The sequence below is a fragment of the Streptomyces sp. NPDC057963 genome (assembly GCF_042887155.1).
In the GTDB taxonomy this organism is placed as follows: domain Bacteria; phylum Actinomycetota; class Actinomycetes; order Streptomycetales; family Streptomycetaceae; genus Streptomyces.
The window spans coordinates 1-12,545 of the sequence record NZ_JBHVPX010000053.1 but is presented as its reverse complement, the minus strand read 5'-3'; the positions used below and the strand labels follow the sequence as shown (position 1 = coordinate 12,545).

6 protein-coding genes are annotated in these 12,545 nt (G+C 67.0%); 2 read left to right on the top strand and 4 right to left on the bottom strand.

From position 1 onward, the window contains the following. The 3 genes from ACFVT1_RS40595 to ACFVT1_RS40585 form a co-directional block, all read right to left on the bottom strand. A partial coding sequence (locus tag ACFVT1_RS40595; RefSeq protein WP_389805721.1) for an amino acid adenylation domain-containing protein occupies positions 1-3,572 on the bottom strand: 3,572 nt, incomplete at its 3' end. Between the two features lie 43 nt (positions 3,573-3,615). Beyond that, complete coding sequence (locus ACFVT1_RS40590) at positions 3,616-4,905, bottom strand: PLP-dependent aminotransferase family protein (protein ID WP_389805720.1); 1,290 nt, start codon at positions 4,903-4,905, stop codon at positions 3,616-3,618. Between the two features lie 50 nt (positions 4,906-4,955). Beyond that, complete coding sequence (locus tag ACFVT1_RS40585; RefSeq protein ID WP_362212638.1) at positions 4,956-5,201, bottom strand: MbtH family protein; 246 nt, start codon at positions 5,199-5,201, stop codon at positions 4,956-4,958. 639 nt (positions 5,202-5,840) lie between these two features. Here ACFVT1_RS40585 and ACFVT1_RS40580 point away from each other — a divergent pair. Then, positions 5,841-6,644: a hypothetical protein gene (locus ACFVT1_RS40580; RefSeq protein WP_389805717.1), complete on the top strand. Its 804-nt coding sequence runs from the start codon at positions 5,841-5,843 to the stop codon at positions 6,642-6,644. On the opposite strand, the gene ACFVT1_RS40575 is transcribed toward ACFVT1_RS40580, so the two are convergent. After that, the gene (locus ACFVT1_RS40575) at positions 6,638-7,960 is read right to left on the bottom strand and encodes an MFS transporter (protein ID WP_389805714.1); all 1,323 of its coding nucleotides are present in this window, start codon (positions 7,958-7,960) and stop codon (positions 6,638-6,640) included. The two genes, ACFVT1_RS40580 and ACFVT1_RS40575, sit on opposite strands and share 7 nt — an antisense overlap. A 404-nt stretch (positions 7,961-8,364) precedes the next feature. Here ACFVT1_RS40575 and ACFVT1_RS40570 point away from each other — a divergent pair. After that, on the top strand, positions 8,365-12,545 hold a 4,181-nt coding region (locus ACFVT1_RS40570; protein WP_389805711.1), incomplete at its 3' end, for an amino acid adenylation domain-containing protein.

Genomic DNA, 12,545 nt, shown 5'->3' with positions numbered 1-12,545 from the left:
ACCCGCGCCGCGTACGCACACGCCAGATCCGCAGTCAACGGCCCCATCGACCACCCATCCGCAGCAATATGATGCAACACCAACACCAACACCGAATCCTCTGGGGTCACCACGAGATGCGCGTGGATCGGGATGTCGGTGGCGAGGTCGAACTGATGGTGGCAGTGCTCAGCAATGATCCGGTCGGCGTCGCAGGGCGCACAGGAGGTGGTCGTGACAGAGACCCGGCGTGGCATCAGTACATGCTGTACAGGCTCCCCGTCCACGGTGGGGAACACCGTGCGCAGCGCCTCGTGCCGGTCGACCACATCGGACAGCGCGGCCGACAGGGCACTCGGATCGGCCTGCCCGGACATCCTGGTCACCAGGTACATGTTGTAGGTCGCGGCAGTGCCGTCGACCTGGTGCAGGAACCACAGCCGACGTTGCGCGGGAGACAGCGGAAGCTGGGCGGGACGCGAACGAACCGACACCACGGGGCGGTCTCCGGGATCACCGGCCCGCGCGGACCGGCCGATCCCGGCCACGGTCGGGTGCTCGAACACGGAACGCAGATCGACCGTGAGGCCGAGCACGGCCCGGATCCGGTTCACCAGTTTGACGGCCAGCAGGGAATGGCCGCCCAACTCGAAGAATCCGTCATCGATGCCCACCTCGGTGACACCGAGCACTTCGGCGAACAGCCCGCACAGCATTTCTTCACGCGGAGTGCGCGCGCCCCGACCGGTGGCCGTGCGGTCAGGCATCGGCAGGGCAGCACGATCGAGCTTCCCGTGCGGGGTCAGCGGCAGGGCATCCAGCACCACGACGGCGGACGGGAGAAGGTATTCGGGCAACCGCTCGGTGAGCGCGCTCCGCACCTTGTCCGGGTCGACCGCGCCGGTGACGTAGCCGACGAGCCGCCGGTCGCCGGCCCGGTCCTCGCGCCCGACCACTACGGCTTGATCGACGCCGTCCACTGCGGCCAGCGCCGCTTCCACCTCACCCGGTTCGATCCGGAAACCGCGGATCTTGACCTGGTCGTCGGCACGCCCGACATACTCCAACGCGCCGTCCGGTCGGTACCTCACCAGGTCACCGGTGCGGTACCGACGTTCGCCCGGTCGACCGAACGGGGCGGCGACGAACCGGGTCGCAGTCGCGGCCGGCAGGCCGACATAGCCGAGGGCGACGCCGGGGCCTCCCACATACAACTCGCCCACCACGCCCGGCGGCACCGGCCGCAGTGCCGGGTCGAGCACTTGCAGACGGGCGTTCTGGATCGGTCCACCGATATGGGGCCCGGTGCCGTCGATCCGGGCGAAGGTGGCGGTGACCGTCGTCTCGGTCGGCCCGTAGAAGTCGTACGCCACTACGCCACGCAGCTCGGACAGTTGCGACCACAGGTCGTCGCCCACCGCCTCGCCGCCCACCACGAACATACGCGGGCGCTGCTCACCGTCGAACAGTCCGGCCTCAATCAGCGGTCCGGCGAATGAGGGTGTGGTGCTCAGCACGTCCAGGCGTGCGTCCCTCACATGTTGGACCAGCATGGCCGGATCGCGGCGGGTGTCGTCGTCTATCAGGTGCAGTTCATGGCCGGCGATCATCCACAGAAGCGGATCCCATGACGCGTCGAACGCCATGGCCGCGGTCAGCCCCACGCGCAGCCTCCCACCGTCGGCTACGGGCGGCAGCGTGCTGGTCACATGGTGCTGGAGCAGGTTGGCCAACGCGCTGTGCGGCACCAGAACGCCTTTGGGGCGCCCGGTCGATCCCGAGGTGTAGATCGTGTAGGCGGCATCCGTGGGAGAAGGGGCTATGGCCCGTACGCTTCCGGCTGAGCTGACCACCTCGTCGAGTGTCAGCGCCGGCGCCGGACATGTGCCGGGATCCCGGCTCGCGGCGTCGGTCAGCACGACGGCGGCCCCGCTGTCCGCCAGCATCCACCGAGTGCGGTCGACCGGTGCCGTCGGATCGATGGTGAGGTGGACACAGCCTGCCTTGAGCACGCCGAGCAGCGCTACGACCGTGTCCGCGGACCGCGGCAGCATCACAGCCACTACGGTCCCCGGCTCGACTCCACGCGCCACCAGCCCAGCGGCCAGCCGGGTCGACCGGTCATCCAGTTCGGTCCGGGTCAGGACCGTGCCGCCGTGCACGATGGCTGTGGCACCGGCCTCGGCGTCGGCACTTGCCGTGAAAGCGTCGATCACCGTGGCCGGACCCGCGTCTGCCTGGTTGCGGCCCCACCGCCCCAGCTGCTCCCTTTCCGTGGCGGTCAGCAGTTCGACATCGTTGATCCGCGCTGCCGGGTCGTCGGCGACCGCGGTGAGCATGCGGACCAGCCGTTCACCCAGCAACCGCACTGTGTCGTGGTCGAAAATGTCGGCGGCATAGCCGACCACGATGTCGAGCCCCTCGGGCAGTTCGACCGCGGCGACGTCGAGGTCGAACTTCGCAATGTCCAGGCCGGTCGCCGCCGGCGTGCACTCCAACCCGGGCAGCGCAAGGCACTCCTGTCCACCCGCTGCCGACGTCAGCAGGATCTGGAACAGCGGGTGGGAGGCCGGAGACCTGGCCGGCTGCAGGTCTTCCACCAGGCGGTCGAAGGGGACGTCCTGGTGTGCGTATGCCGACAGAGCAGTGTGCCGGGCCCTTTCGAGCAACTCCTCGAAAGTGGGGTTGCCCGAGGTGTCGGTGCGCAGCACAAGGGTGTTGACGAAGAAGCCGACCAGGTCGTCGAGCGCCTCCTCCGTACGGCCCGCGGCAACCGTTCCCAGCGGAATATCGGTGCCGCCCCCCAAGCGGGTCAGGCAGGCCGCGAGCGCCGCTTGCACCACCATGAACATGGTGGCGTGATGGGCCCGGGCGACCTCTCGCAGCCGTTCGATCGCGCTCGTCTCGATGTGGAAGGTCACCGAGTCGCCCCGAAACGTGGGGCGGGCCGGGCGCAAGCGATCCCTCGGCAGCGGGAGTTCCTCGACCATCCCGGCCAGTGTCTCGCGCCAGTAGCCGAGCTGGCGGGATATCTCGCTGTCCGGATCGGACGTCTCTCCCAGCAACTCGTGGTGCCACAACGTGTAATCCGCGTACTGAACCGGTAGCGGCTCCCATGTCGGCGCGTGACCGGCGGTCCGAGCCTTGTACGCATGCGCCAGGTCGGTGGCCAACGGCCCTATGGACCAGCCGTCCGCGGCGATGTGGTGCAGCACCAGCACAAAGAACGCGTCGAGGTCGCCGGTGCGCACCACGTGCGCGTGCACAGGAAGGTCAGCGGCGAGATCGAACGCGTGCCGGCTCTGCTGGGCCACGACACGACCGGCATCACCGGCCGAGCACCAGGTGGTGCCGATGCGAACCTGCGACTGCGCGGGGGGCAGCACCACCTGGACCGGCTCGCCGTCCTGCTCCGTGTAGACGGTGCGCAGTACCTCGTGCCGGTCGATCACATCCCTCAACGACGCCTGCAGTGCGGACAGATCGAGGTCACCGCGCAGGCATGTCACCACTGGGATGTTGTATGTCGCGCTCGGCCCCTCAAGCCGGTGTGCGAACCACAATCGGCGTTGCGCCGGCGACAGCGGATACATGACAACCCTCTCCTACGGCCTCGCGCTGACTTGAGGCAATGGGTCAGTGATCGCGGTACTCGCGGAGGAAGGCCGCGAGGTTGTCCAGCCCGGCGTCGAGCTCAGCGGGAGTGACATGGCTGACCGACAGCCTGATCTGCTTGACCGGTACGCCGTCCCCGTAGAAGTGGTGCATCGGGGTCCACAGCACTTGGTGCGCCCGTGCGGAGTGCTCGAGCACGTGGTCGTCCACCGCAAAGGGCACGGTGAGAACGAGAAAGAACCCGCCGGTGGGCACGTTCCAAGTGACCTCGGGATACCGACCAGGTGGGAATCTGTCGCGCAGTCCGTCCAGCATCTGCAGCAGATTGTCACGGTAGGTCCGCTGCTCGCGGACGTTTCCGGCGCGCAGGCTGAAGTCGTGCTCCAGCAGCTTGCCGCCGATCACCGCCTGCGCCAATGGTGAGGTGTTGACCGTGAGCATGCTCTTGATGCGGCCGAGTTGGTCGGCGAGAAGTTCTTCTCGGCCGTCCGCCGCCGAGACTCTCTGGTCGGCCACGACATAGCCGACCCGCGCGCCGGGCAGAGCGGTCTTGCTGAATGAGCCGAGATAGACGACTCGCCGCTCGGAGTCGAGCGCCTTGAGCGTCGGCGGGCCCGGTTCGCCGTCCGCGGTGAACAGCCCGTACGGATTGTCCTCCAGCAGGAGGAAATCGTGCTCAGCAGCCAGCCGCAACAAGCGCAGGCGCGCGTCGAGGTCCAGACTCACGCCCGAGGGGTTGGCGAAATCAGCGACCACGTAAAGAGCTCGCACCCGTCGGCCCGTGGCAGCCGCCATGTCGAGCTGGCGCACCAGATCATCGAAGTCGATACCCTCCGAGGAACTGGCCACGGGCAGCACCGGCATGTCCACCAACTGTGCCGCTCCCACCGCGCCGACATAGCTCGGACTCACCGCGAGCATGACGTCGTCAGAGGTACGTCGCAGCACGCGCAGTGTCAGGAACAGCGCCTCCTGGCAGCCGACGGTGACAACGATCGATTCCGGGTCCACCTTCATGTTCTCGTCGACCATCAGGTTGCGCGCGATCAGGTCGTGGATAATGCCCTTGGTCCGGCCGTACTGCATGATCTCGCGGTGGACTTGCACTTCGTCGCCGTCGAACACGGCCAGCAGATGCTCGCGGAACCTGTCGAGGTAGCGGTGTACCGCGTCGATGCCGAAGAACTGCTCGGTGGGCCGGCCGGCTGCGAACGAGATCGCGTCCGGGTACCGCTGGGCAACCTCGTTGAGGAAGTTCATCGACTCGGCCAGTGGATGGCCCAGCGAGCCGTGAAGGTCCTCCAGCATCATCGTCGCGGCCGGTCCGGACGTGGTCGTGGTGAGGGCCTCGGTGTCCGTGTTCATGAAGCCGGTGAGCCGACCGACGGCTCGTGCTCGGCCCGATTCATGGCTTGGATCAGGCTGGCCGGACGCATATCGGTCCAATTGCTTTCCACGTAGTCGATGCAGTCAGCACGGGATGTGTCATCGAGCATCACTCGCCACCCTTGGGGGACGTCCGCGAACGACGGCCATAGCGAGTGCTGACCCTCATCGTTGACCAGAACTTTAAAAAGTCCGCTGTCATCGTCGAACGGATTCATCAATTCATCTCCTTGGCGATCGGGGCAGTCTCTCAGCGACGAGGCGATAAGGAAAGAAATAATGCAGGAGGAAGCGGAACAAAATCTGGCGACAGCCTAAAAGCCGCGCCCGCGCCCAGGCAAGCGACCACAAGAACTCGCACCTGTCAGGTAGCTGGCTTACGGCGTGCCGGGCAGGGGTGTTTAGCAGATCCCGCGGCACATGTCTCCACAGCGTGTTTACAGGAAGTGGACAATCGGACTGCCGGACTCATCGGCTGCGTGCCGGGCCGGTCGGGGACGAGCGGCCACGCCGGGCTCGTACGCCGACCATCGCACCCGATGACCGCCGCTGAGCAGATTCACCCCATACGCCCAGTGCTGCCCGCACGGTGGAAATAGTGAACATTCCACCCATCAGCCACAAAAACATCGACGAGTCACCATGAAACCCCAGGCCCAAGCATCCACTCAGAGTTCCTCCACGCCGGAGCGGGTTCAGGTTACAGTGACCTCCACCTCACGTCGGCGACCGTCCGGCATAAGGTCGCAAGAAAGAGATGTGGCTGCAAGGAATTAATTAAGAAACACGGAAGGGTTGATGAGATGCTATTAGACGAATCAAATCCGGTCGTCCTTCCCGAGCGGCCGAGACCGTTGGGCGTGCGCGGGTCGGAGAACTCGGGCACGTCCGAAATCGAGTCTGCGATCGAAGGCGCACGCCTTCTCCTGCTCAATGCCTTGATAACCTCCCGGCGCGAGCGATTCACGTCCGCGACATCAGTGGAACCCAGCCAATTCCCCATGCTGCTGAGCCGACTCATGAGGAGCGGGTCGGAACGGAGTCTGCCGGTCCAGGTCATCTGCGGGTCTCTCGACGACATCGCACACCAGATGGGGGCCGATCCAGTGGATCTGCTCTGCCGGGAGGTACTCGCCCGCGGTCACCAGCTGACTATTTTGCACCACGATCTTGCGGCGCTACGAAGTCCGGACTTACAGCGGCTGGCCGTGCTGGTCGGCGCCGGCGCCGATGTGCGGCTGCTACCACGAAGCTTGCCGACCATTGCTGTGGTGGGCGCCGATTCCGCCTTGTTGCACACCTCCCCCACCTGCCCGAAGCAGGGCCTGGTGGTCCGGTCGCCGGAAACGGTTCGGGCCCTGCACCGAATGCACGACGGCCTCCGAGACCTGGCCGTGGATTTCAGGCTGGTCAGCCGGGCGGTTCCGGTTCTGCTGCGGCCGAGCCCACTCGCCGAGGTTCTGGAGAAGCTGTGCACGGGGATGAAGGACGAGTGCGCCGCACGGCAGATGCGGGTCTCCGTTCGCACCTACCGACGCTATGTCGCGAACATTCTCAAGACCCTCGATGTGACATCCAGATTCGAGGCAGGCATGCGAGTCTCCCAACTGGGCCTGACCGACATCGGACGACGGTTGTCGCCGATGAGCGAGTTGATTCAGTGATCTGATGCCGCCGCCTCGGTGGGCCATGCCATTGCGCGAAACGCCCCGCTGGCCAGTCCGAGGCAAAACACCATGCCGAGCGCAGCCGCGATGGCGATCAGTATGGCCAGCGGCGACATGAAGTCGAGCAGGACCCCGACGAGCAGCGTGCCCGCAGCGGCTCCCAGACCCCACAGGGTCATCACTGCCGCGACCACGCGGCCACGCTGCTCGTCCGGAACCTGACGGAACATCACGATGTCGACCAGTACCCGCATCGCCGGGACACCGAGCATGAGCAGGAACAGCACGGCAGCAGCCCACCACGGGCCCGGTGAGAGGCCGAGCAGACAGAGCAGAACGGCCACCGAACCGGCCTGTCCGAGCATCAGCGTGGCCGGGGAAAGCCGGTGCAACCGTGTGACGAGCGCGGCACCGGCGAGCCCACCGAGCGCCAGACCCGCAGTCGCCACACCGATCAACCCCGAGGAAATTCCCTGGTGTTGCAGTTGTACCACAACTATCAACACCACCGGTGCACTGGCCGCATTCATTACAGCGGTGAACAAAGTGGTCCTGCGCAGCAATGGGTTCCGCCACATGACCACTGCTCCGCTGAGCATCCGGCGCACAGCCGAGGAAACATCCGGACGCATCCTGCCGGCCTCGTCGGCCCCGTCGGCCTTGAATGCCTTGTCCGCGCCGGCCTGCGGTCGCATCAGCGACACACAGGAGATCGACACCACAAAAGTCAGTGTGGTCACCAGGAACGGCACCACACGCCCAAGGGCGAACAGCATGCCGCCGAGTGGAGGGCCGGCCAGCGAGGCACCACTGATCCTGACCTCTTCCCTGGTCAGTGCGGCAGTCAACTGCTCAGACGGCACTACCGAGCGGAGCAGCAGCATCCGTGCGGTGGCGCTGAGCGGTCGCATCGCACCCATGACCAGGGCGACGGCCAGCAGATGGACCAGCACAAGGTGGTGCGTCACCTGCGCCAGGACGATGCTGCCAATGGCAACCGCGCGCAACGACTCCACGACGAGCAGCAGCGTCCGCCGGTCGAAACGGTCGGCCAGTTCACCGGCCGGCAATCCCAGCACAAGGGCGGTGGTCATCTGCACCGCGCCGGCTATTCCCGCAGCCGCAGGCGACCGGGTGACAGCCAGCACGAGCAGCGGAAACGCCATATCGGCGGTCTCCAGTCCGAGCGTCGAGAACGCCGAACCGGTCCAGAGCAGCTGAAAGCCCCGGTTCCGGCGCAGCGGAACCGGGTCGCTCCGTTTCTCGGTCGTCACCGCCTCGCCTCCACCATCGCGTGCGTCGCTCTCGGACATCGGCCACCCTCCTCAGGGTCTGCGGCTCCGGACCCACGGCACACACCGGTCCCGGCGGAGTAGAAGAACTGGAGAACCGACGAGACTTCGTCTTGAGAGGTCATCGACGCGACCACATTCCCGCAAAGTTGCGGACCTTGCGTGGAGCCGGAAGCGAACCGTCAGGAAGGTGACGGTTACTCCTGCCTCCCGCGGGGGCCGCAGAATGCCGGGCGGCCGGCACCGCACTCCGGGTGTCAGCTAGTTGTCATAACACTGCAAACTCTTGGAGGCCCGGCGCTACGTCCCTACTGTCTGGATCGTCCGCCGCATTGGGCGCCCTGCGACAGCACGCCCCTGCTCGCTCTCCCATCGGGCACATCGCGTTGCGGACTCCCGTTCCCGTAGCCAGACCAGGAGAGTGCATGTCGAGCGCTGCCCATACCAAGCGCGACACCGCGATCGGTCTCGTCCCAGGATCCGCGACATCGGCATCCGCGCCGGTGCCCGCTGTCGAACAGCAGGACGGTGTCGAGGTCTGGCGCGCCGAGCTGACTCCGGTCGCCGAGCCCACACTGGTCTCGCGGCTGAGTCCGGTTCCCGACGGTGATCACGACATCGCCGGCGTGAACGTGCCCGAAGGGCTTGCGGAGTTGGGCGAGCTGATCGGCTGCACACCCGCGTCGGTCGTGTCCGCCGCGCTCGGCATCGTACTCGGTGCCCTGCTCGGTCAACGCACGGTGGTCGTCGACCTGATCGACGGCACGGCCGGCGCAGTCCCCTTGGTACTGACGCCCGGCCCGGACATGAGCTTTGCGGACGTCCTGGCCGCGCTGCGCGCGCAGCGTCGCCGGATCCAAGGACACGAGGCATCCGCGCCGCCCGTGACCGCGGACGGCATCGTGCTCACCGATGTCCTCATCACTACCGGTGAGGTGGTGGAGCGGGGGCGTCACACGCTGGTGGGCGTGCTGCGCCCGGACCGGCCCGGACGCATGGACCTGCACGGCGGTGGCCTGGCCGGACCGAGCGTCCATAGCGTGGGGGCCCGCCTGGCGACCATACTCCCGCGGCTGGTCGACTCACCCGACGAGCCGCTGGCGCGGCTGGACCTGCTCCATCCCGACGAGCGCCACAGTGTATTGGGCGAATGGCATGGCCTGCCTGACGTCGAACCTCGTCTACTGCATCAACTGTTCGAAGAGCAGGCATCCCAGCACCCCGACACGATTGCGGTCGAGCACGGCTCGCAACAGGTCACCTACCACGAGCTGAACCAGCGAGCGAACCGCATGACGCGGTTCCTGATCGGCCGCGGGGTCGGCCCGGACGTGCCGGTGGTGGTATCGATGGGCCGCGGCATCGACCTGGTGGTAGCGCTGCTCGCGATCACCAAGGCGGGCGGAACCTACGTCCCTGTCGACCCCGCGTACCCCTTGCCGCGCAAGCAGTTCGTGCTCGATGACACCCAGCCGCTGCTGACCCTGGTGGACAAAGCCGCCCGGCTGCCCGGCGGGAACCAGGTGGTGCTCGCCGATGTGGACGTATCCGGCTATCCGGCCGGCGATCTCGAAGACGAGGAACACTCGGCGCCCAGACATCACACCCAGCTGGCATACGTGATCTACACGTCCGGCTCCACCGGTACGCCGAAGGGTGTCGGACTGGCGCATACCGGCCTGTCCCGCTTGGTGCACCGGCACCGCCGCTATGTCAGCTCCGACGCCAGCCACCGCGTGCTGCAACTCGCCTCCATCGCCTTCGACGGCTCCGTCTGGGAAATCATGATGGCCCTGTTGAGCGGCGGCACCCTCGTAGTCGGCGATCCCGAGGCGCTACTGACCGGAGGCAGCACCGCCGGGGACATCACACACGCGACCGTCACGCCGTCCCTGCTTTCGGCCCTGCCGACCGAGGCGTTCCCGGCGGGGGCCACCCTCATCACCGCCAGCGAGGCCTGCACACCGGCGCTGGTCGACCGGTGGTCGGAAAAGCATCGGCTGATCAACTCCTACGGCCCCACCGAAACCACGGTGTCCGCGGCCAGCGGTTCACTCGCGGCCGGGGAGCCGGTCACGGTGGGCGGGCCGATCGAGGCCACTCGTGTGTTCGTGCTCGACGAGGCACTGCGCCCACTGCCACCCGGGTTCGCCGGGGAACTCTACGTAGCCGGCCCCGGACTCGCGCGGGGATACCTCAACCGCCGGGGTCTGACCGCGGAACGGTTCGTGGCGAACCCGTTCGGCGCGCCCGGCGAGCGCATGTACCGCACCGGCGATCTGGTGCGCTGGAACCATCAGGGCCGCCTCGAATATGTGGGCCGCACCGACGACCAGGTGAAGGTCCGCGGGTTCCGGATCGAGCCCAGCGAGGTGGAGGTCGCGCTCGCCGAGGTGGCAGGGGTGGATCGCGCCGCGGTACTCGTCCAGCAGGACGACCGCGGGGACAAGCGACTGGTGGCCTACCTCGTACCCGACGGTGATTCCGGTGCTGAGACCGATCGCGCCGGACAGCAGGTCGACGAGTGGCGCGAGGTCAGCGACGCCCACTACGGCACCATCGACGACCAGGGTCTCGACGATGTCTTCTCCGGGTGGACCAGCAGCTATACCGGGGAACCCATGGGCGACGAGGAGATGCGCGAGTGGCGTCAGGCCACAGTGGACCGGATCCTCGAGGCCCAGCCCGCGCGGGTACTCGAGATCGGGGTCGGCACCGGCCTGATCATGTCCCGCACCGCGCCGCATTGCCAGGAGTACTGGGGCACCGACTTGTCCCCTGTGGTTGTGGCCCACCTGTCCGGGAAGGTGGCACAGATCCCGGAACTGGCCGGCCGGGTGCGGCTGCACGCCGCCGGCGCGCACGAACTCGATGACCTGCCACAGGAGTACTTCGACACCGTGGTCGTCAACTCGGTGGCGCAGTACTTCCCCGGTGCCGAGTACCTGGTCGGCGTCATCCGCGCCGCTCTCGGGCTGTTGGCGCCGGGCGGCCGGCTGTTCCTGGGCGATCTGCGCAACCTGCGCCTGATGCGAACCCTGCACACGGCGATCGCGCTGACCGCCACGGAACTGCCGGCCGATCCGGCATCGATCGCACGTACGGTCGACCAACTCACAGCAGGAGAGAAGGAACTGCTGGTCGACCCGGACATGTTCGCCGCGATCCGTCGCACCGACCCTCGCATCCACGCCGTGGATATACAGTTGCAACGCGGCACATTCCATAATGAGTTGACCCGTCACCGCTATGACGTGGTACTGCGCCGGGGCCCCGTCGCGGCAATCGCTGAGCCTGCTCACCATGAACTGCGCTGGGGCACCGAGATCAGCACGCTCGATCAGCTCGCGGCAGTTCTGGCCGCCGGTCCCGTCACGCCGGTCCGCGTGCTCGGGATACCCAACGGTCGGCTGCACGGGGAGATCAGCGCGCGCCGGGCACTGGATGCCGGCGCCTCGCCTGCCGAAGCCGCCGTTCTGCTGACTGCTCCGGGCACCACGCCCGATCCCGAAGAACTGCACGCCCTGGGCGAGTCCTTCGGCTTCGCGGTTCTCACCACCTGGGCGGGCAGCGCCGACGACGGCAGCATGGACGCGCTGTTCCACGATCCGGCACAACCTGCTCCAGTGGACCAGCTGTACGTACCACGCGACCAGTCGTCGGCGCCGCACTCGTACACCAACAATCCGCTGCGACGTCTGGAGGAGGCCGAGCTCGTCGCCTCCGCCAAAGCCCACCTGCGGAGGCTGCTACCGGCCCACATGGTTCCCAGCGCGTTCGTCGTGGTCGACCACATGCCCATGACCACCAATGGAAAGCTGGACAAACGGGCCCTGCCCCAGGCCGACTTCGCTGCTCGCGCCGGCTCTCGCGCCCCACGTACACCTGCCGAGGAGATTCTCTGCGGGGTGTTCGCCGACGTCCTCGGTGTCGCGCAGGTCGGGGTGCACGACAACTTCTTCGAACTGGGCGGCCATTCCCTGCTTGCCACCCGGTTGATCAACCGGATTCGCACCCTGCTCGGGGCCGACCTCGCTGTGCAGACGCTGTTCGACGCGCCGACCGTTGCCGGAGTCGGGGCCTTTCTCGACACGGCATCGACAGGCTCCCGTGCGCGGCCGACCCGAATCGAGCCGTGGCCCGGAGCACTCCTGCCGCTGTCTCCGGCGCAGCGGCGGCTGTGGTTCCTGCACCGGGTCGAAGGCCCGAGCTCGACGTACACGGTGCCGCTGGTGACGCGGATCCGGGGCCGGCTGGACCGGGAGGCGCTCGATGCCGCGCTGTCCGATGTGGTGGACCGGCACGAGGCGCTGCGCACGGTGTTCCCCACGGTGGACGGAGAGCCTGTTCAGCGGATACTCCCGGGCGGTCCGGGCTCACTGACGGCGTCGTGGCTCGAGTGCGCTGCTGAGCAGGCTGATGCCATGGTGGCAAGGGAGAGCACGCACGTGTTCGACCTCGCGGTTGATCCGCCGGTGCATGCCGCGGTGGTCCCGTACGGGGATCTCGAGTCGGTGTTGGTGTTGGTGTTGCATCATATTGCTGCGGATGGGTGGTCGATGGGGCCGTTGACTGCGGATCTGGCGTGTGCGTACGCGGCGCGGGT